The sequence below is a fragment of the Paracoccus sp. (in: a-proteobacteria) genome (assembly GCF_030538495.1).
Taxonomy (GTDB): Bacteria; Pseudomonadota; Alphaproteobacteria; order Rhodobacterales; family Rhodobacteraceae; genus Paracoccus.
In genome coordinates this window covers 1-19,651 of record NZ_JAUNTW010000020.1, presented here as the reverse complement: position 1 = coordinate 19,651, position 19,651 = coordinate 1, and the positions used below count along the sequence as shown (strand labels likewise).

Here is a 19,651-nt window from a genome sequence, read left to right as displayed (position 1 = left end):
AGCGCGGGCTGGCGGGCTCACGCGCATCGACGGCGGCAGCAGCCGGAGCGCGGAGTTCAGCGCCAGCCCGGTCGGTGCTGGCTGGATTATGACCGGGCTGGCCCCTACCATCCGAAGCGCAAACAACCGGAAGGAGGGATTCGATGGAGCGATATGTGATGGCTGCGCAGGCTCGTGTAGATGAGCTGCTTGAACTGATGTCCGAAGAGCAGCGAGATCTGCTTGAGGCTTGGCTCGAAGACAACTTGGACAAAGAGCTGGCCAACTTCATTTTAACCCCCTCTGATCGCATTCAGCGACTGGTTGGCCAGACGCCCGCAAAAGACCTTCAGTGGGTTCAGAAGACGGCGCGCCCGACCTTTGTTCGGGAGTGGCTTGCGGCACGTCATTGGGCGATTGCATCAGCCAATGCGCTAGCGATCGCAGCCGAGTTGGCCGACACTCGGGGGAGGAGCTATCGCAAGGCAATTCAAATCGCAGTTCCAGTTGCCGAGCGATGGCTGGACCGACCATCATTAGATGATCTGCTACACCTTTCATTTGACGCCCTATGAACCAGAACGGCAGGCCGACGCGCGGCACGTCGCGCCAGTTTGTTGTGTGGCGCGGCAGACGGCGCTCGCGCTGAAGGTCAGCGCGCGGCATGAGAAAATATGAAGCATCCACCACAGCTCGCAGCCGCAGCGTGATCGCGTTCCGGGCACTGGCCAGCAGGGCGACAGCATCACGGCCATTCAACTCACAGATCAGGGCGGTCAGAAACGGGCCGCGCTGATGTTCCGGCATCTCGCTCAATGCCGAGCGCGCGATTTCGCGCAGATCATATTTAGCTTCGGGCATCACGCGGCCTCCTTCGATTTTCGTGGGCGGGGGACATCGGCTGGCCATTCCAAATCGGCGGGCCAGTTGTCCGCGAACCACTGCATCAAACGTGCAGCGGTTCGGGTGCGGCAATCATAGCCGCGTTCGATCATGTTCTTGAAAAAGTCGCCCTTGCCCATCGCGCGCATACTGATGGCGTAATGGGTCACGCCCTGATGGGCGGCGAGCATTTCGGCGAGTGCGATAAGGGCCTCACGGGAGCTTAACCTCTTCGGTTCAGCGTCCTTTTCTTGCTCCATAGATGGCCCTAACGCTTCGGATTTCCATTCCGGATAGACAAGCATTGCCAGATGACGCCGATACCTTTTGAAATAACAGTTCATCAGGCTGCATCCTTTGACTTAACAGGCCGGGGGATCGAACGCGGCCATTCCAGGTCAATCGGCCAATGATCAGAGAACCACTGCATAATGCGGTCGCGTCGAGCCAAGGTGATCCCAACCTTTCCCGCGAATAGCGCAGGTAAATATGAACCCCGGCCCGACGCGCGCAAACTTGTAGTTGTCGCGGTCCAGTTGCGATGGGCGGCCAACGCATCGGCCAAGGCGGCAATTGCCATTATGTCAGAATTGGCTTTCATGCCAACATATATAGATGGCAGATTTGCCAACTTGCAAGAAAAATCTTGCACTGCCTGTGCTTTGTTGGCAGTTCTGCCAACATGACTAAGGATCAGCTTCTTTCTGTTATCAAAGCGCGCCTAAAAGAGCGCAGAATGACGGCTGCGGAAGCGTCAATTCAGGCCATCGGCAACCCATATTTGATTACGAATATGAGTCGTGAACGGTATGGGCTGCCATCCATTGAAAACCTTGTTGCTTTAGGTGCCGTGCTTGGGTTGGAGTTGCGTTTTGGCCCACCCAGCGACACCGGATCAGTTCTCGCAGCGGAGATTGCCGGTGACGACTTTGCCGCGGTCCAGCGCTACGACGCTGCTTTTTCAGCTGGGCCGGGCGCAACCAACAGTGATAGCGCACCCACCGGCGCTATCGCTTTTCGTCGCGACTGGTTAGATCGGGAAGGCATCAGCCCCGGTGCTTGCATGGTCGTCAGTGTCAAGGGCGACAGCATGGCGCCAACCCTTTATGATGGTGATCTGGTTTTGGTCGATCGCCGCCGCACCACACCAACTAGCCGCCGCATCTATGCCTTGGTCGGGCCGGACGGTGACGCCCGCATCAAACGGTTGGAGCGCCTGTCAGCGGGCCTCCTCCTCTTATCCGATAACGACACCACCCCATCAGAGCTGATCCCAGCCGTAGACGCCGCCCGCGTCCGTATCTTGGGGGAAGTCGTCTGGTGGGGCCATACAGTGAGGGACTGAAAATGACCGAGAAAGAGGCGGCTAAGGCCGCGCCCACCATGCACAAAAAAGGCTACTTCGAGACAATTTCTGTAGCAGGATTGATCGCGCTGCTACTCTATCTTGTCTCGGCAATTTTAGTCGTCATTGCCATCACGACCGATCCGGTCCGCATCCCTCGGACGCTGCCATACAGTGGCGTGACCTATAACACCTACGACAATTCAGCCCAGATCTTCAATTTCATGGCAGCTGGGTCGGTGCTTCTCACAGCCATTTTCTTCAGCTGCATCGACATCATCATCCGCACCTTACGCGACATCCGCGACCGGCTGCCGCCCCGACATTAATTTGGCGTGAGCGCCCAAAATCAGTTGTATGTTCGGGGTCGGTTCTTTTCGCTGCGCATCGCGGTTTTTCTTATTAAAAACAACGAGCTTTCCGAACATACAACTGAGCTCCCGAACTTCCGGCCCTATTTGTATGTTCGGCCCGCAGCCCAGCCACCGTCAGAGCCACCATTGACGCCGTTAAAGGGCATGTTTTACGGGGTATTAACGCCTCTCACGAGGTCCGAGCTGCAACTTGTCCTGGAACGCCCGCACGCCGCAAAACGGCCCGATTCCTGCGACACTGAATGACAAGCCGAACACATCGCCCCGCAGCCTCTTCACGCCGACAATCGCCTTATTTTACTGGCCCTTCGCATCACTTCGCACATCTTCGGGCCTCTTCGCAGAACAGTGAAGATATGTCTGTCAAACATCAGCCAGTTTGCGTCCCATGCGGCCGCCCAAAAGCTGGCGCGCACCGGCAGGCAAGCCTTCGGTCTGGGCCAGTTCGGGGAACAGGGTCAAAAGCTCATCCCGCGCGGCTGGTGGGATCGAACGCAGCGCCTGAACGCCCGTGTAAAGCGTTTCCGACCACGCACCGTTCGACAAAACAACTTCGTGGCGATCAAACAGCAGATGGATATACGTCACGTCGGGTTGATCCACAATTTCGATCCCGGCAACAGATGTCAGATGTTTGGCCGCGACCAGCACCTCCATCGTGCCGAACATGCGTTGCGCGATCTTGGAGCGCACCAGAACCCGGTGTTGCGGGCTGACCAGCAAATCAGCGGCGGGCATCCCGGCACCAAGCGCGCCCTGCGAGATGCGCACAGGCCGCAGATTTTCGCGTGCCGCAAGCCCGGTCACATCCGTAACACCCTTCCAGCGCAGCGGCTGCGGGCCGTTGTCGCAGGTCAGCACCAGATCACCCACGCGCAGCGTCTCGATGGCGCGCGGCCCGTCGGGTGTGTCGATCAAGGTGCCAAGGGTAAAGCAAAGAACATTCGTATTTTCCCATGTCAGCTGATCGGCCGATTTCACATCGTCCAGCACCAGATGCAGGTTCGGCGCCCAATTCAGGATGCCGTCCTCGGCCCAGTCGGCGCGCATCCATGCCAGCGCATTTTTGTAGGCGGTGCCATTATCTTGGTTATACAGCGCCAGATTACCCGCCGTATAATACCCGCCCGTCTGATAGGGAAAACCCTCGGCGCCAAGCTCGGGATATTCGATGATCTCGCCAAGATTGACAAAGTTGTTGTTGGACTGATCGTTATCGCCCAGCGTGCTGCCGTCGGTGTCCATAAAGTCAGAGATCGTGACCTTCAGACCCACCCCCGGGTCCACAATAAACAGATCCGCCCCCGCGCCACCGGTTAAAAAGATCTCGGCATATTCGCCCTGCGCAATCAGCGTATCGTTACCATCACCGCCATAGGCCGTTACCTGAGGCACAAACCCCGTCTCGGGGTCACCGAAATCGTAAACCGTGATCCGGTCGTCACCGTCACCACCATAAACAACCGTGCTGTCTCCGCCCGCCGCTATGGTGTCGTGGCCGGTGCCGCCATCGACAACTGAATCCTTCCCGTATGCCACGATGTAATCATCGCCCACACCGCCAAAGATTTCGGAATTGTCGCCCTGAACATGGATCGCGTCGTTCCCATCACCGCCATAGACGAGGTTGTCGTCGCCAGAAACGTCGATGGTGTCATGACCGCCGTCGCCATGAACGGCATTGTTCCCCCCGAACACCCAGATCGAGTCATCACCGTCGCCCCCGCTGATCTGGTTGCGATCGCCCGTGACGCTGATCGTGTCATTCCCCGCAGCGCCGGTGATCGTGTTGCCGTGGCCATCCACCTCGATCACGTCGTCGCCTGCGCCGCCGTCCACATTATTCAGGTCGCCAATCGCGTCGATGCGGTCATGGCCTTCGCCGCCGCGCAGCGTGTTGCTGTCACCGGTCGCTTTGATCGTGTCGTTGCCATCATCACCGCGAAGCTGGTTCAGGTTCCCGTCCACCTTGATCCAGTCATCGCCTGCGCCGCCATCCAGCAGGCCGCGGCTGGTCGCGCCGCCATACAGCCTGTCATCGCCCACGCCACCAAGAAGCGTATTCTGCCCCCCCGCCGCGATCAGCGTGTCATTGCCCGCGCCACCGTCAAGATAGCTGTTCCCAACGCCCGAGGTAATCGAGTCATTGCCACCTTCGCCATGGATGCGATTGTTGCCGTCATTGCCGATCACGGTGTCGTTGCCCGCACCGGCCCAAACCGTGTCATTGCCCGCGCCCGTGTCGATAAAGTCGTGGCCTTCGATGGTCGAACCGGCATTGCCCAGATCGCCAAAGATTTGATCGTTGCCGTCACCGCCAAACAGCCGGTCATTGCCCGCGCCGCCGATGATCAGGTCATTGCCCGCACCGCCGTCGATGGTGTCATTGCCATTGCCACCATCCAGGCGGTCATTGCCGGCCTCGCCATAGATCAGATCGTCGCCGTCACCGCCCAGCACGGTGTCGTTGCCCGCACCGGCCCACACCGTATCATTGCCCGCGCCAGCAACCAGCGAATCGTTATAGGCGCTGCCGATCAGGCTGTCATCGCCGCCATTGCTGCGCACATCGACCGCCCCGCCCGAGGCCGATGCGTCGATGGTGTCATTGCCCCGATCAGTCGTTAAAACCTCGATCCCGGTGAACTCGGTCGTCGCCGGAGAGCTGTGCGACACCGAGCTGCCCGCCCCGGCCGGTCCCGCAAACGTAACCGTATAGGTGGTCGCGCCAATAAAGCTGAGCCGGTCGTTCCCCTCACCGCCGATAATGGTGTCATGGCCGGTTGTGTCCGTGTCGCGGATCAGAAACACGTCATCGCCCGGTCCGCCATCCAACAGGTCGCTGCCCGGCCCGCCGTCAAGCTGATCATTGCCCGGCCCGCCGATCAGCGTGTCGTCGCCATCCTGACCATACAGGGTATCGTTGCCCTCGCCACCGTCGATATAATCATCGCCACTGCCGGGCTGATTCACCGTCCGGGTTCGTCCGCCGAAAATCTCGTCATTGCCACCAAGGCCGTAAATCGTGTCATCACCGTTCGTGCCATTCAGGCTGTCATTACCTTCAGTGCCCGTGATCACAGACATGGCTTATTCCGATCTAAAGTGGAGAACGCCTCGGCCCATCGAGGTCATTAACGCATATAGTCGCGCTTATCCTAACCCATCAATAAAAAATTTCGTGACGTTGCGACCCCTTCATAAAATCATTGAAATTAAACGATAATTTGTCGATTTCGATGACCTGAGTTTCCTCAGATTTCCGACCGGGCCGTCAGAGACTGAACAAATGTCCATTTTGACCGTGCCGACCCGCATAACCATGATTGCTAAATGTTAGCTTTAGGCAGGTTTTTCGCGAGTCTCAGAAATGATCATCGACAGCGGATGCCAGCCACGCCCTTGGGCAAAATAAAATGCAAACAGCAAGACAAAAGACGATGCGTGAATCCAAATTTTGTTATCTCATTCATTCTATCGGCAATACGTTATCAAAATTCGCAACAGGCGGCGTCGGTTGACGCGGGGGGCTTGCGGTCCGTCACGCAGCCCAAGCGCCGACAATATCGGTTGGGTCGCGCGCAGCCTTGGGCTAAGATGTAATCACATGTGCCACGAGGTGACCTCATGCAAATCGCGGTTCTTTATGTCTCGACGCTGATTGTGTTTCTGGTGATCGACATCATCGGGATCACGCAGATTATCCGGCCTGTGTTTGAACGCCATGTCGGGCATTTGCTGGCCGATCCGTTCCGGTTGGGACCGGCAGCGGCGTTTTACGCGGCCTATATCGGGGGGGTGCTGTATTTCGTGTCCCTGCCAGCCTTGGCCGATGGGCGGGCGATCAACGCGCTGATCGGCGGCGCGCTGATTGGGGTGATGTGTTACGGCACCTATGAATTTACCAACTATGCCACGCTGCGGGATTGGTCGCTGCAACAGGTGGTGATCGACACGATCTGGGGCGGCGTGCTGACCGGGTTTTCGGCTTGGGCCGGGGTGATGGTGACGCAGTGGATCGCGCGCTGATCTTTGGCGCGACGGGCGGGATTGGCGCGGCGGTTGCCCGCGCATTAACGGCGCGAGGGGTTCAGGTCACGGGCCTGTCGCGGGCGGATGGGCTGGATGTGACCAACCGGTCGGCGGTTGCGGCGGTCGCCGCGCGCATCACCGGGCCGTTTGATCTGATCTTCAACGCCACGGGCGCGCTGACGGCGGGCGGTCCGCCGGAAAAGACCATTGCGGCGGTTGATCCCGACCAGTTCGCGGCGCAATTCGCGCTGAACGCGACGGGGGTTGCGCTGCTGCTGCGCCATTTCGCGCCGATGCTGGCGGGGGGCGGAGTCTTCGCGTCGCTGTCGGCGCGGGTGGGGTCGATTGGCGATAATCGCTTGGGCGGCTGGATCAGTTACCGCGCGGCCAAGGCGGCGCAGAACCAGATCCTGCGCACCGCCGCGATTGAAATTGCCCGCAAAAACCGGGGCGCGGTTGTCGTCGCGCTGCATCCCGGCACGGTGGCCACGTCCCTGACCCGCGATTATGCCGCGCGCCATCCGACCATCACGCCGGACCAGTCGGCGCAGGCGCTGCTGGCGGTGATCGACCAGCTGACGCCCGATGACAACGGCACATTCTGGGATTGGAAAGGCGCGCGCGTGCCGTGGTGAAGATGCGCCGCAAATCCGACCTGCCCACGAAAATCTGCGCGACCTGCGGGCGGCCTTTTGCGTGGCGCAAGAAATGGGCGCGTGACTGGGATCAGGTGCGTTATTGTTCCGACCGCTGCCGTGGCGCGCGCGGCACGGCGACGGGCGGGGGCAAGGCATCGTTGGGCTGAACCGGCGTCACCCGCCACCATATCCCCGCAAACCCGCCAAATGCCGCACCGCCGCATCGCGCAGGGCCGCCTGTTCCGCGTCCGGTTTTTTGCGCCATGCCGCCACGATCATGCGCATCCGGTGATTGGCGGCGAACCGGTCGGCATGGCGCGCGATGAAATCCCAATAGAGCGCGTTCCACGGGCAGGCCCCCTCGCCCGTCCGCGCCTTGGGATCAAACCGGCAGCCCCCGCAGTAATCCGACATCCGGTCGATATAGGCCGCACTGGCGGCATAGGGTTTGGTCGCCAACACTCCCCCATCCGCGTGCTGCGACATGCCGATGGTGTTGGGCAGTTCGACCCATTCAAACGCATCGGCATAGACGCCCAGATACCACTGATGCACCGCGTCGGGGTCCGCTCCGATCAGCAGGGCATAGGTTCCCGTCACCATCAGGCGCTGAATATGGTGGGCATAGGCGGTGTCAATCGTCTGCGTAATCACCTGTCGCAGACAGTTCATATCCGTGTCGCCGGTCCAGTAAAAATCCGGCATCGGGCGCGTGGCGTTCAGCGCATTTTCGCGGGCATAGTCCGGCATTTTGAACCAATAGACCCCACGCACATATTCACGCCAGCCGATGATCTGGCGGATAAAGCCTTCAACCGATTCCAGGGGCGCGCGGCCCGCGTGATATTCGGCCTCGGCGCGGCGGCACAGGTCCAGAGGGTCCAGCAGCCCGATATTCAGATAGGGCGACAGGATCGAATGATACATCCACGCCTGCCCGGTCAGCATCGCATCCTGATAGGGGCCGAAATCGGGCAAGCCGTCGCGCAGAAAACGGTCCCGCGCGGCCATGGCCCCCGCCCGCGTCACCTGCCAGTGAAACGGGTGCAGCGCGCCAAAATGATCGGGGAAACGCGCGGCGACCATATCCTGAACCTGACCCGTGATCGCGTCATCCGCGCCCTGCGGGGGCTGCGGCAGAAACAGCGACCCGGCGGGCGGTTTGCGGTTTTCGGTGTCAAAGTTCCACCGTCCGCCAATCGGTTCATCGCCATCCATCAGCAGCCCGGTTTTGCGCCGCATCACGCGATAGAAATGTTCCATCACCAGCGTTTTGCGCCCCACAGCCCAGTTGGAAAAATCGTCGCGGCTGCACAGGAACCGGCTGTCGTCGCGGATCAGAACCGAGATGTTCAGCGCCGCGTCCCAGCCCTGCATCTGATCCCACAGCCGCCATTCGCCGGGTTCGGTCACCACCACCATATCGGGGCTGTGCGCGGCCACTGCATCCGCCACGGCCCCCAACAAATCCGGCACGCCGTCGGTCAGCGGGCGATAGTCCACCCGCCAGCCCGCATCCCGCAATTCCTGCGCGAAATGACGCATCGCCGCGAAAATCAGCGTCAGCTTTTGTTTGTGGTGATCGGCGTAATGGGCCTCGGCTGCGACCTCGGCCATGATGATGATGTCGCGGGCGGGATCGGCGCCGGCCAGCGACGAAATATCGGGGGTCAGCTGATCGCCAAGGATCAGAATAAGCCTCATAACAGCGGGTCGATCTGGCGGCGAATGGCACGAGACCCCGGCCCGGTGATGCTGCGCCATGTGTCCACGATCTGCCCGTCCGGCCCGATCAGCACCTTGTTAAAGTTCCAGTTCGGGCTGAACCCGTGGCTGTCCCGCACCCATGCCCAGAACGGATGCGCGTTGTCGCCCCGGACATGGATAATGTCGGACATGGGCAGGGTGATGCCGAATTGCAGCGTGCAGAATTCGCGCACCTTTTTTGCGTCGTCCAGTTCCTGGTTGAAATCATTCGACGGCGTGGCCAGCACCACCAGCCCGCGCGGGGATAGTTCATCATACAGCGCCTGCATCCCCTCAAGCTGCGGGGTAAAGCCGCACAGCGATGCGGTGTTGACCACCAAAACCGGACGCCCGCGCCAGTCGGCGGTGTTCAGCGTGCCGCCATCAATCGACGGAAAGCGAAAGCTGGGCGCGTCCTGCGCCATGGCGGGCGATGCGGCCAAGGCAGCGGCACAGGCGATAAAGACACGACGCTTCATGCGGTTTTCCCTCGAACACATTGCGCCGCCAGCAGGGCGATGCCCAGCCCCGACAGCGCGACGATATCCCAATTTCCGCGCGGCGCATTGGCGGCGATCACCCCCAACAGCGCCCAGCCGACCGCAAACGGATAGCCCCATTCCGCCACCCGCGCCCGTTGGATCATCAGCGCCGCGACCAGCACCACCGACAAACAGATCAGCGCGGCCAGATGCGGCGACAGGACGCCATAGCCGCCCAGCACAACGCCCATCGCAACCCCCGTCGCCGCCGTCAGCCATCCGGCATAGATCGCCACGGGCCGCACCTGCACCCATGGGTCCGACGGCCCCGCCCGCCAGAACGCCAGCACCGCGCCCGCCCACATGCCCACGATCATCACCGTGGCGGCCACCGGCGCGCGATTGGCAACCGCGATCCAGAACACGCCGATGAACAGGCTGACCGCCAAGGGGGCGCGCATCGCAGCCCAATCGCCATCCCGGCGCAGACCGAACAACCCGCCCACAATCAGCCACGCATAAATCAGCCCCCAGATGGAAAACGCCCATCCGGCGGGCTGCACCGGCCAGAAATCCTGAACCACCGGGAATTGCGCGGGGGTAAAGCCGTTGAACCCGTCGCTGGCCAGCGGCGACAGCGCGAATAAAACGGTCAGGATCAGCACGATCAGCGCCAGGGGTCGGGTCATGTTACCAGCCTTTTTGTCAGGCGCAGCGCCACGCCATAGGGCAGCGCGCGCAACAATTTCAGCGCCAGCGTCAGCCGCGCCGGGAAATGGACCTCGAACCGCCGCCCGTCGAGGCCGCGCAGAATCGCCTTCGCCGCTGCATCCGGGGTCATAATCGCGGGCATGTCGAAATCATTGCGCTGCGTCATCGCGGTATCGACAAAACCGGGGCAGATCAGACGGATGTCGCGGTCGGGGCGTTCAACGCGCAAGGTCTCGGCCAGATTAATCACCCCGGCCTTGGTCGCGGAATAGATCTGCCCCTGCGGCAACCCGACATAACCCGCAACCGATCCCGTCAGCGCCAGTTGCCCGCCCGCGCGCAACAGCGGCAGAGCGGCGCGCGCGAACAGGAAACTGCCCGTCAGGTTCACCGTCACGATCTGGGCGGCGCGGTCGGGGTCGGCGTCGGTCACCTTGCCCGGATCATACATCGCGGCAAAGGTCATCGCCCGGTCCAGCGGCCCGATCTGCGCCGCCGCCTGTTCCAGCGATGCGCGGTCGGCGGTGTCACAGGGAACCGCCACAGCCCCCAATTCCCGCGCCAGTTCCGCCAGCCGATCCGCCCCACGCGCCGACAAAACCAACTGCGCCCCCCGCGCGGCATAGGCCCGCGCCACGGCGGCACCGATCCCGTCGCTGGCGCCCATGATCCAGATGCGGTCAGCCATGCGCCAGCCGATATTGCACCACATCCGTGCGCCCGGTTTCAAACACCGCGATGCAGGCCGCCAGATAGAACCGCCACACCCGGATAAACGCGGTGTCATAGCCCAGCGCGCGAATGTCGCTCAGCCGCGCATCAAACCGCGCCAGCCATTCGCGCAGCGTGCGCCCGTAATCGGGGCCAAAGCCGTGCGCATCCTGAACCCGCAGGCCCGCGCGCTTGGCCCCCGCCTGAAACCGCGACGGCGACGGCAACATGCCGCCGGGAAAGATAAAGCTGCGGATCATATCGCCGGTTTTGCGGTAGCGGTCGAAATAGGCATCGCCAATCGTGATCGTCTGAATCACCGCGCGCCCCTGATCGGCCAGCACCTGCGCCAGCTTTTTGAAATAGACGGGCCAGAAGCGTTCGCCGACGGCTTCGAACATCTCGATTGACACGACATGATCGTAACGCCCGGTTTCGTCCCGATAATCCTGCAACGCGATCTGCGCGCCCGGTCCCAGCCTCTGCCGCGCATAATCGGCCTGACGCGCAGACAGCGTTAACCCCTTGGCCGCGAAGTCGCCGCGCGCCAAGGCCCGTTCGGCAAAGCCCCCCCAGCCGCAGCCAATTTCCAAAATCCGCCCGCTGTCTGCGCCCAGACCATCCAGAATCCGATCATATTTCCGCATCTGCGCCGCATAGAGATCATCCCCCGCCCCATACAAAGCGGATGAATAGGTCATGCTGTCATCCAGCCACAGCCGGTAAAAATCATTGCCCAGATCGTAATGCGCCGCGATGTTGCGCCGTGACCCCGCCCGCGTGTTGCGGTTCAGCCAATACAGCACCCGCACCGCCAACCCCTGCAACCAACTGCCGTAAACATAACCGTCCAGTGCCGATTCATTGGCCAGCCCCCATGACAACAGCGCCGGCCAGTCGGGGCTGTCGCACCAGCCGTCGCGATAGGCCTCGGTCAGGCCAATATCGGCGCGGCTGGCCAATGCGGCCACCATGCGCCAGTCATGCACGATCAGGGCGGCATCCGGCCCCGGCGCGGCCCCTCCGAAATGACGCACCTGCCCGTCGGGCATGGTCAGCGCCAAACGCCCCACGCGCGCCGATTCCAGCGTTTTCAAAAAACGGTCGGCAAGCGGTCGATCAAACATCCGTGGTCCTGTCAGCGGTCGAATGGGTCTGGGTCAATTGCGGCGGTTTCGTGCGGTAACGCACGCCGCGGGCATACAGTTTCGCGGCCTGCCAGTGGATCAGCGCCATGACCCGTTGCGCCTGAAACGGCGCACGCCATGCCGCACGCCGCAGGCTGACGGGCGTCAGCGCCCGCGCCGGTCCGGTCAGGGATGTTCCCAGACTGCGACCGTCGCCGCGCCAATCAATCCACGCGCCGAACCGTCCGGGCGTGGTGTCAAAGCGGAACACATATTCCCCCGCCCGCGGCAAAAAGGGCGACACATGGAACCGCTTTTCCGCCGTGATCCGGTCAGAGCGCGTGATCGGCGCATCATCCGGGTGCCGGATCAGATAGCTGTGGCGTTCGCCAAATGTGTTCGACACCTCGGCCAGAACGGCGCGCAGCGCGCCATCCCGGCGCAGCATCCAGAAACTGACCGGGTTAAATCCGTAACCGCTGCTGCGCGGCAGGGTGATCAGCGTGACCTCGCCCGGTCCCAGCATTTCGATGATCTGCGCCATGCCGTAATCGCGCGCGCGGATGCGCCACGGCCAGCCACGTTCCATCTGCGCCAGCCGCGCGACCGGCACCGCCAGATAAGTGGCGCGATAGCGGAAATCACGCGCGGCATCGCCCCGCCGCCCGTGCCAGACGGCGCCATCAATCAAGGCGCCGTCCCAGATGTTCACCGCGTTACCCTGCATCCGCCCCCCACGGATCCGGCCCCAGCGGCCAGTTCACATTCAGCGATTGTGCCACACGCAGCGCCGATAACAAGCCGTCTTCGTGGAACCCGTAGCGCGTCCATGCGCCTGCGTAATGCACGCCTCCGTGCCCTTGAATATCAGACAGTTGCGCCTGCGCCGCCACGGCCTGCGCGTCAAATTGCGGATGCGCCAGAATGGCGGTGTCGTGGATGTGGTCAGGTTCCATTTCGGGGTTCAGCGTCACAATCAGCGGGCGCGGCGTGTCCAGATGTTGCAGCCGGTTCATCCAGTATGACAGGCTGATCGGCCGGTCTGTGGCCGCCTGCGGCCCGGCGGTGACATAGTTCCACGCCGCCCACACATTCCGCCGCCGTGGCATCAGCCGGGTGTCGGAATGCAGCACCATCCGGTTGTCCTGCGTGCGAAACGCGCCCAGAATGGCGCGTTCCTGCGCATCGGGGGCATCCAGCATCGCCAGCGTTTGCGGCGCATGGGTGGCGAAAATCACCCGGTCAAAGCGTTCCGCCCCCGCATCGGTCACGACCTGCAATCCGCCCTGTCGCGTCACCGCGCGCACCGGGCTGTTCAGCCGCACCCGCCCCCGCAGCCGCGACAGCACCGCATCGACATAGGCGCGCGATCCCCCCGCCACCGTCAGCCATTCCGGTTGGCCATTCACCGACATCAGCCCGTGATTATCGAAAAACCGGATAAAGGGCGCCGCCGGAAAATCCAGCATATCCCGCACCGGCGTGGACCAGATCGCCCCGGAAATCGGCAGCAAAAACCGATCACGAAACCCCGCGCCCAGCCGCATCTGGTCGATCAGATCCCCCAGCGATCCGGCGCACCCATCCCGAGGCGCATCGCGGAAAAACCGCAAAATGTCGCGGATCATCCGCCAATGCGCGGGGTCCGCCAGCCTCCGTTTCTGCGCAAACATCGCCCGCGTCGAAAAGGTGCCATATTCCAGCCGCCCGCCGCCGAAACTGGCCGAAAACGACATATCCGAGGGCGCCAACCCCACCCCCAGATGTTCCAGCATCGGAATAAACAGGGGATAGGTGCGCCGGTTGCACACGATAAACCCCGTATCCACCGCCACCCCCTGCGCCGTGACGGTGCGCGCATGTCCTCCGGCGCGGGGCTCGGCCTCGAACAAGGTCACATCATGATGCGGGTCCAACAACCACGCCGCACCCAACCCCGAAATCCCGCCGCCGATGATTGCGATGCGCATGATGCCCCCTGTGCCGTCAGGGGGGGTATGTCGGAAAAGGTAACGGCTGGACAGAGGGGAAAACGGGGGACGGGTGTTCTGCGGGCGAGGGGCAAAAGGTGACACATCGCCGCGTCAAAATCGACGGCAGCCCAGACGACATCAAAGCAAAAGCCAAATGCCCACCCTTATTCTGCCCGTTGGCGGATCGCCCGGCCGATTATCAGCAGCATCCGGCAGGTGCAGCCCGACCGGATCGTCTTGGTTGTCTCAGATGGCAGCAACGGCACAGAGCCATCCAACAAAGATTTGCCCGCCATCCACGCGGCGATTGGGCACCCTAAGCGAAACGAAAAGCCACGATCAAAGCAGTATCACACATTCCAGCGCAAACGATTTATCCAAGTCCAGCCCCACACTGGACAACCGCCGCATCGCCTTGCAGCGCACCCAGATAGGTGGCCGTCACTATGCAGAGCGACGTGACTATCTAAGTTTTTATCGTAGCAATGTGGGGAATTTGGCTCCGGCGGTAGGGATCGAACCTACGACCAATTGATTAACAGTCAACTGCTCTACCGCTGAGCTACGCCGGAACACGAGGGGGTGTATAGCCACAGCTTTCGCAGCCCGCAAGGGGGTTCATGACATTTTTTCAAAGGTGATGAAACATCGCCTTGGGGTGCAGGTTTTCTTGGGGTTTTGCGGCGCCGATGGTGGTCAGGGCGATCAAATGGGCCAGCACGTTGCGTTCGGCGGCGGCAAAAAGATGGGGCGGGATGTCATAGATTCGACGCGTCAGGCCCGCGGGCGTGTCGGGGGATTCGCGAAGCGCGGCCAGAATCTGGGCGCTGCGGGCGCGGCGGTGATCGGCCAGTTCGGTGATGCGTTCCGGCCCCACGGCGTCGCCATGGGTGGGCAACAGGCGCGCCGGGCGCAGCATTGCCAGCCGGTCCAGCGACCGCATATAATCGGCCAGATCGCCTTCGGGCGGGGAAATGATCGACGACGACCAACCCATGACCAGATCGCCGCTAAAGACTTGATCTTCCCACGCAAAACCCAAGTGGCCGCCCATATGGCCGGGGGTGTGGATCGCGCGCAGGCTCCAGTCGGGCGTGGTGATGTCGTCATCATCGCGCAGGATGTGGTCGGGGGTGAAATCGTGATCGACGCCTTCGCCGCCGCCGACCAGCCCGGTTGCGGCCAGCTGCTGCATGATGGGCGACCGGCCCGCATCCGCGCGGCCAAAGGCAAAGACCGGCGCGCCGGTCATCCGCGACAACGCCCCCGCTCCGGCGCTGTGATCCAGATGGGCGTGGGTGACGAAAATATGGCTGATCCGCCCCCCACCCGCCTGCATGATCGCGGCCAGATGGCCCGCATCATCCGGCCCGGGGTCGATCACGGCAACATGCCGCAGCCCAATCAAAAAGGTGGTGGTCCCCGGCCCCGTCAGAGGCGACGGGTTGGGCGCCAGAATACGCTGCGGCTCTTTTAATGGGCGTGTCATGGGGGTAGCTTACGCGGGAATTGCGGGGGTTCAATGGCCAATCACAACACCAGCGGCCTGCTGCCGCGCGGCATTTACGGGCGCGCCGCGCTGATTTTGTTTCTGCCGGTCGTGGTGGTGACGCTGGTGGTCAGCGTCATGTTTTTGCAACGCCATTTCGAAGGCGTGACCCGCCAGATGACCGCCAGCATGGCACGCGAAGTCAGTCTGATTCTGCGGCGGATGGACCGGGCCGATGATCCGATGACGGCGATGCTGGCGGGCGAATCTATCGCCGGGCCGCTGGGCTTGACGCTGACCATGCCCACAGATCCGGTGGCGGGGGATCGGCGGATTTATTATGACTTTTCCGGCCGCATCGTGATCGAGGAACTGCGCGCCGCCATCCCCGACATCCTGTCGATTGACCTGGAAACCAATCACCGACAAGTTCACATCGTGCTGGCGGGCGAATTTGGACCCGTTTCGCTGGCATTTCAGCGGCAGCGGGTCAGCGCGTCGAACCCCCATCAATTGCTGGTGCTGATGGTGGTCACGTCCCTGTTGATGACCGGCATTGCGACGGTGTTTCTGCGCAACCAGCTGCGCCCGATCCGCCGCCTTGCCCACGCCGCCGAGGAATACGGCAAGGGCCGGATCGAACCCTATAAACCGACAGGCGCGTCCGAGGTGCGCAGCGCCGGCACCGCCTTTCTGGACATGCGCAACCGTCTGGAACGTCAGAACGAACAGCGTAAACTGATGATGTCGGGGATCAGCCATGACCTGCGCACGCCGCTGACTCGGTTGCGGCTGGGGCTGTCGATGATGGGGCCGGATATGCCGCCGGATGCGTCGGATATTGCCGCGCTTGACGCCGATATTGCCGAAATGAACCGGATGGTTGACGGCTTTCTGGATTACGCGCGGGACGAGGCGCAGGACAGCCCCGCCCGCCCCGAAGACGTGGCCGCGTTTCTGACCGCGATTTGCGCGGGCGCCGAACGGGCGGGGCAGAACCTGACCTGTCACGGGCTGGAACAGGCGCAGGGCATGGCGGTGTTTCGCGCCGATATGCTGCGCCGTGCCCTTGAAAACCTGATCGGCAATGCCGTGCGTTACGGCAGCCGCGCCGAACTGTCGGCGGTGCTGGGGCAGCGCAGCTTGCGCATTGTGGTTGACGATGACGGCCCCGGCATCCCCGACGACCAGACCGAGGCCGCGATGCGCCCCTTTACCCGGCTGGATGCGTCGCGGCACCGGCACCGGGCGCAGGGCTCGGGGCTGGGACTGGCGATTGCCGCCGATGTGGCGCGCGCGCATGGCGGGCAATTGCGGCTGGGGCGTGGCGCTTTGGGCGGATTGCGCGCGGAAATCATGATCCCCCGGTGACGTCTCGGTGACGCTGCCGTGACGCTGCGGGAAAATAGATTGCATTTTCACGGTCATATTGAATGACCGCCCCACCACCCCTAAATAGCGCAGAACGCAGGTGTTGCGCACTGCCAGAAGGGGGGCGCGGCATCGGGCAGGAAAGGATAATAAAATGAATGACTTCACCATGCAGACCTATCCCGTGTTGCCGCTGCGGGATATTGTCGTCTTTCCGCATATGATCGTGCCGCTGTTTGTCGGGCGCGATAAATCCGTTCGCGCGCTTGAAGCGGTGATGGATGGCGACACGCCGATCCTGCTGGCCGCGCAACGCGACGCGGCGGTTGATGAACCCGACGCGGACGGCATCTATACCACTGGCGTTCTGGCGAATGTGCTGCAACTGCTGAAACTGCCCGACGGCACGGTCAAGGTGCTGGTCGAAGGGCGCGAACGCGTGCAAATCACCGGCTTTGTCGATAATGACGACCATTTCGAAGCGGCGGCTGTGATCCTGCCCGAAACCGATGGCGATGACGCGACCGTCACTGCTTTGGTCCGCACCGTGGGCGAAGAATTTGAACGCTATGTCAAGGTGCGCAAGAACATCCCGGATGAGGTTGTGACCGCCGTGGCGGATGCGCAGGAACCCGGCAAGCTGGCCGATCTGGTCGCGGGCCATATGGGCATCGACCTGAAGCACAAACAGGAATTGCTGGACACGCTGGACGTCGCGGAACGTCTGGAAAAGGTCTATGGCCATATGCAGGGCGAAATGAGCGTTTTGCAGGTCGAAAAGAAAATCAAATCGCGCGTCAAAACTCAGATGGAGAAAACGCAGCGCGAATATTATTTGAATGAGCAAATGAAGGCCATTCAAAAGGAACTGGGCGACGGCGACGAAGGCCAGAACGAAATCGCCGAACTGGAACAGAAAATCGCCGCCACGAAATTCAGCAAAGAGGCCCGCGAAAAGGCCGAATCTGAATTGAAAAAGCTGAAATCCATGTCGCCCATGTCGGCCGAAGCGACCGTCAGCCGCAATTATCTGGATTGGCTGCTGGCCCTGCCGTGGGACGTGAAATCGCGCACCAAAAAGGATCTGACCCGCGCCGAACAGGTGCTGGACGCCGATCATTACGGGCTGGAAAAGGTCAAAGAACGCATCGTTGAATATCTGGCCGTGCAAAGCCGGTCGTCCAAACTGAAAGGCCCGATCATGTGCCTTGTCGGTCCTCCGGGCGTGGGGAAAACCAGTCTGGGCCGGTCTGTGGCCAAGGCGACGGGGCGCGAATTTATCCGCATCAGTCTGGGTGGTGTCCGCGATGAAAGCGAAATTCGCGGTCATCGTCGCACCTATATCGGGTCGATGCCGGGCAAGATCATTCAGGCGCTGAAAAAGGCGAAAACCACCAACCCGCTGATCTTGTTGGATGAAATCGACAAGATGGGTCAGGATTTCCGCGGCGATCCGGCATCGGCTATGTTGGAGGTGCTGGACCCTGAACAAAACGCCACCTTCGTTGACCACTATCTTGAGGTGGAATACGACCTGTCCGACGTGATGTTCCTGACCACGGCCAACAGCTATAACATGCCGGGGCCGCTCTTGGATCGCATGGAAATCATCAGCCTGTCCGGCTATACCGAGGATGAGAAACGCGAAATCGCGCGTCAGCATCTGTTGCCGAAACAGATCGCGGCGAATGGTCTGCGCAAGGGTGAATTTACCGTCACTGACGACGCGCTGACCCATGTCATCCGGTATTACACGCGCGAGGCCGGCGTTCGGAATCTGGAACGTGAAATCGCGAAACTGGCCCGCAAAGCCGTGACCGAGATCATGAAAACCGGCGTCAAAACCATCAATGTCGATGCCGCCAAGGCCGAAGATTATCTGGGCGTCCGCCGTCATCGTTATGGTCTGGCGGAAAAGGACGATCAGGTGGGCGTGGTCACGGGGCTGGCCTGGACCAGCGTCGGCGGCGACCTGTTGCAGATCGAGGCGTTGAAGCTGCCGGGCAAAGGCCGAATGAAAACCACCGGCAAGCTGGGCGATGTGATGAAGGAATCCATCGACGCGGCATCCAGCTTTGTGCGCTCGATCAGCCCGGAAATCGGGGTGAAACCGCCGGAATTTGACCGCCGCGACATCCATGTCCACGTCCCCGAAGGCGCAACGCCCAAGGATGGCCCGTCGGCGGGCATTGCTATGGTCACGTCCGTTGTGTCGGTGATGACCGGAATTGCGGTGCGCAAAGATGTGGCCATGACGGGCGAAGTGACGCTGCGCGGCAATGTTCTGGCCATCGGCGGTCTGAAAGAAAAACTGCTGGCGGCGCTTCGCGGCGGGATCAAAACCGTGCTGATCCCGGCGGATAACGAAAAGGATCTGGCCGACATTCCCGATAATGTCAAACAGGGCCTGACCATTATCCCCGTCAGCAATGTGCGTGAGGTGTTAAAGGCCGCTTTGGTCCGTATGCCCGAAGCCGTCGAATGGGATGAAGCCGCCGAAGAAGCCGCCGAGGCCGCGCGTCTGGCCGCACGTCGCGGTGACACCGTGCCGGGCGGGGCGACCGCGCATTAACCAAACGGGCCGGGGTGCAAACGCCCCGGCCCGATTACCGACATTCACATCAATGGGTTAAGGACGGCCAACTCGCCCTGCCCTTCGCCGCGCTGCGGCCAGCACCGCGCGCAGCGTGTCGCCGGTCACGTCGTCAACAACCGAGGTGTCACCGATGCCCGCGCCACGGTGAGCCGCAACTGGATTTCGACACTTTATCCTTTTTGATCAAATATATAA

Annotated in this window: 18 protein-coding genes and 1 tRNA gene; 8 read left to right on the top strand and 11 right to left on the bottom strand. The window is 61.6% G+C overall.

Annotated features, from left to right (window positions below; genetic code table 11):
* Nucleotides 1-143: 143 nt before the first annotated feature.
* Nucleotides 144-554 (top strand): hypothetical protein, encoded by a 411-nt coding sequence (locus tag Q4G20_RS13375; RefSeq protein WP_303343954.1) that lies wholly within the window; start codon nt 144-146, stop codon nt 552-554.
* Between the two features lie 285 nt (nt 555-839).
* On the opposite strand, the gene Q4G20_RS13370 is transcribed toward Q4G20_RS13375, so the two are convergent.
* Entirely contained in the window at nt 840-1,205 is a 366-nt protein-coding gene (locus Q4G20_RS13370; RefSeq protein ID WP_303343953.1) for a hypothetical protein, read from the bottom strand.
* A 197-nt stretch (nt 1,206-1,402) separates the two neighbouring features.
* Here Q4G20_RS13370 and Q4G20_RS13365 point away from each other — a divergent pair, with 197 nt between their 5' ends.
* Nucleotides 1,403-2,206 carry a S24 family peptidase gene (locus tag Q4G20_RS13365; protein WP_303343952.1) on the top strand — a complete coding sequence of 268 codons (804 nt, stop codon included), beginning with the start codon at nt 1,403-1,405 and terminating at the stop codon, nt 2,204-2,206.
* 2 nt (nt 2,207-2,208) lie between these two features.
* Nucleotides 2,209-2,535 (top strand): hypothetical protein, encoded by a 327-nt coding sequence (locus Q4G20_RS13360; protein WP_303343951.1) that lies wholly within the window; start codon nt 2,209-2,211, stop codon nt 2,533-2,535.
* A gap of 408 nt (nt 2,536-2,943) precedes the next feature.
* Here Q4G20_RS13360 and Q4G20_RS13355 read toward each other — a convergent pair whose 3' ends face one another.
* Nucleotides 2,944-5,667, bottom strand: coding sequence for a Hint domain-containing protein (locus tag Q4G20_RS13355; RefSeq protein WP_303343950.1), 2,724 nt, complete (start codon nt 5,665-5,667; stop codon nt 2,944-2,946).
* A 540-nt stretch (nt 5,668-6,207) separates the two neighbouring features.
* Between Q4G20_RS13355 and Q4G20_RS13350 the strand changes: the two genes are divergently transcribed.
* Genes Q4G20_RS13350 through Q4G20_RS13340 form a run of 3 tightly spaced genes read left to right on the top strand, consistent with a single transcriptional unit; the run spans nt 6,208 to nt 7,417 of the window.
* Nucleotides 6,208-6,609, top strand: a complete 402-nt coding sequence (locus tag Q4G20_RS13350; RefSeq protein ID WP_303343949.1) for a DUF2177 family protein — start codon at nt 6,208-6,210, stop codon at nt 6,607-6,609.
* Nucleotides 6,594-7,247: an SDR family NAD(P)-dependent oxidoreductase gene (locus Q4G20_RS13345; RefSeq protein WP_303343948.1), complete on the top strand. Its 654-nt coding sequence runs from the start codon at nt 6,594-6,596 to the stop codon at nt 7,245-7,247. Before Q4G20_RS13350 ends, Q4G20_RS13345 begins: the two co-directional genes overlap by 16 nt.
* On the top strand, nt 7,241-7,417 hold the full coding sequence (locus Q4G20_RS13340) for a DUF2256 domain-containing protein (RefSeq protein ID WP_303343947.1): 177 nt from the start codon (nt 7,241-7,243) through the stop codon (nt 7,415-7,417). Before Q4G20_RS13345 ends, Q4G20_RS13340 begins: the two co-directional genes overlap by 7 nt.
* A 7-nt stretch (nt 7,418-7,424) precedes the next feature.
* On the opposite strand, the gene Q4G20_RS13335 is transcribed toward Q4G20_RS13340, so the two are convergent.
* The 9 genes from Q4G20_RS13335 to Q4G20_RS13295 form a co-directional block, all read right to left on the bottom strand.
* Nucleotides 7,425-8,954 carry a cryptochrome/photolyase family protein gene (locus Q4G20_RS13335; protein WP_303343946.1) on the bottom strand — a complete coding sequence of 510 codons (1,530 nt, stop codon included), beginning with the start codon at nt 8,952-8,954 and terminating at the stop codon, nt 7,425-7,427.
* A complete protein-coding gene (locus Q4G20_RS13330) occupies nt 8,951-9,475 on the bottom strand; it encodes a glutathione peroxidase (protein ID WP_303343945.1) in 525 nt (174 codons plus the stop codon). The genes Q4G20_RS13335 and Q4G20_RS13330 overlap by 4 nt, the downstream gene beginning before the upstream one ends.
* The gene (locus Q4G20_RS13325; protein WP_303343944.1) at nt 9,472-10,167 is read right to left on the bottom strand and encodes a hypothetical protein; all 696 of its coding nucleotides are present in this window, start codon (nt 10,165-10,167) and stop codon (nt 9,472-9,474) included. The genes Q4G20_RS13330 and Q4G20_RS13325 overlap by 4 nt, the downstream gene beginning before the upstream one ends.
* Complete coding sequence (locus Q4G20_RS13320; protein ID WP_303343943.1) at nt 10,164-10,877, bottom strand: SDR family oxidoreductase; 714 nt, start codon at nt 10,875-10,877, stop codon at nt 10,164-10,166. The genes Q4G20_RS13325 and Q4G20_RS13320 overlap by 4 nt, the downstream gene beginning before the upstream one ends.
* Complete coding sequence (locus Q4G20_RS13315; RefSeq protein ID WP_303343942.1) at nt 10,870-12,027, bottom strand: cyclopropane-fatty-acyl-phospholipid synthase family protein; 1,158 nt, start codon at nt 12,025-12,027, stop codon at nt 10,870-10,872. Before Q4G20_RS13315 ends, Q4G20_RS13320 begins: the two co-directional genes overlap by 8 nt.
* Nucleotides 12,020-12,754 (bottom strand): DUF1365 domain-containing protein, encoded by a 735-nt coding sequence (locus tag Q4G20_RS13310; RefSeq protein ID WP_303343941.1) that lies wholly within the window; start codon nt 12,752-12,754, stop codon nt 12,020-12,022. Before Q4G20_RS13310 ends, Q4G20_RS13315 begins: the two co-directional genes overlap by 8 nt.
* The gene (locus Q4G20_RS13305) at nt 12,744-13,997 is read right to left on the bottom strand and encodes an NAD(P)/FAD-dependent oxidoreductase (RefSeq protein ID WP_303343940.1); all 1,254 of its coding nucleotides are present in this window, start codon (nt 13,995-13,997) and stop codon (nt 12,744-12,746) included. The genes Q4G20_RS13310 and Q4G20_RS13305 overlap by 11 nt, the downstream gene beginning before the upstream one ends.
* A 500-nt stretch (nt 13,998-14,497) precedes the next feature.
* Nucleotides 14,498-14,572: transfer RNA gene (locus Q4G20_RS13300), tRNA-Asn, on the bottom strand.
* A 59-nt stretch (nt 14,573-14,631) separates the two neighbouring features.
* Nucleotides 14,632-15,489 (bottom strand): MBL fold metallo-hydrolase, encoded by an 858-nt coding sequence (locus Q4G20_RS13295; RefSeq protein WP_303343939.1) that lies wholly within the window; start codon nt 15,487-15,489, stop codon nt 14,632-14,634.
* A 33-nt stretch (nt 15,490-15,522) separates the two neighbouring features.
* On the opposite strand from Q4G20_RS13295, the gene Q4G20_RS13290 reads away from it, so the two are divergent.
* A complete protein-coding gene (locus Q4G20_RS13290) occupies nt 15,523-16,860 on the top strand; it encodes an ATP-binding protein (RefSeq protein ID WP_303343938.1) in 1,338 nt (445 codons plus the stop codon).
* A gap of 154 nt (nt 16,861-17,014) precedes the next feature.
* Nucleotides 17,015-19,432, top strand: a complete 2,418-nt coding sequence (gene lon / locus Q4G20_RS13285; RefSeq protein WP_303343937.1) for an endopeptidase La — start codon at nt 17,015-17,017, stop codon at nt 19,430-19,432.
* The last annotated feature ends 219 nt before the right edge of the window (nt 19,433-19,651 follow it).

Coding starts and splice junctions, on each gene's coding strand:
- Q4G20_RS13365 (WP_303343952.1), top strand. CDS start 1,403: ATGGGCGGCCAACGCATCGGCCAAGGCGGCAATTGCCATTATGTCAGA.
- Q4G20_RS13350 (WP_303343949.1), top strand. CDS start 6,208: ATGCAAATCGCGGTTCTTTATGTCTCGACGCTGATTGTGTTTCTGGTG.
- Q4G20_RS13355 (WP_303343950.1), bottom strand. CDS start 5,667: ATGTCTGTGATCACGGGCACTGAAGGTAATGACAGCCTGAATGGCACG.
- Q4G20_RS13325 (WP_303343944.1), bottom strand. CDS start 10,167: ATGACCCGACCCCTGGCGCTGATCGTGCTGATCCTGACCGTTTTATTC.
- Q4G20_RS13375 (WP_303343954.1), top strand. CDS start 144: ATGGAGCGATATGTGATGGCTGCGCAGGCTCGTGTAGATGAGCTGCTT.
- Q4G20_RS13305 (WP_303343940.1), bottom strand. CDS start 13,997: ATGCGCATCGCAATCATCGGCGGCGGGATTTCGGGGTTGGGTGCGGCG.
- Q4G20_RS13290 (WP_303343938.1), top strand. CDS start 15,523: ATGGCCAATCACAACACCAGCGGCCTGCTGCCGCGCGGCATTTACGGG.
- Q4G20_RS13310 (WP_303343941.1), bottom strand. CDS start 12,754: ATGCAGGGTAACGCGGTGAACATCTGGGACGGCGCCTTGATTGATGGC.
- Q4G20_RS13315 (WP_303343942.1), bottom strand. CDS start 12,027: ATGTTTGATCGACCGCTTGCCGACCGTTTTTTGAAAACGCTGGAATCG.
- Q4G20_RS13370 (WP_303343953.1), bottom strand. CDS start 1,205: ATGAACTGTTATTTCAAAAGGTATCGGCGTCATCTGGCAATGCTTGTC.
- Q4G20_RS13330 (WP_303343945.1), bottom strand. CDS start 9,475: ATGAAGCGTCGTGTCTTTATCGCCTGTGCCGCTGCCTTGGCCGCATCG.
- lon (WP_303343937.1), top strand. CDS start 17,015: ATGAATGACTTCACCATGCAGACCTATCCCGTGTTGCCGCTGCGGGAT.
- Q4G20_RS13320 (WP_303343943.1), bottom strand. CDS start 10,877: ATGGCTGACCGCATCTGGATCATGGGCGCCAGCGACGGGATCGGTGCC.
- Q4G20_RS13360 (WP_303343951.1), top strand. CDS start 2,209: ATGACCGAGAAAGAGGCGGCTAAGGCCGCGCCCACCATGCACAAAAAA.
- Q4G20_RS13335 (WP_303343946.1), bottom strand. CDS start 8,954: ATGAGGCTTATTCTGATCCTTGGCGATCAGCTGACCCCCGATATTTCG.
- Q4G20_RS13295 (WP_303343939.1), bottom strand. CDS start 15,489: ATGACACGCCCATTAAAAGAGCCGCAGCGTATTCTGGCGCCCAACCCG.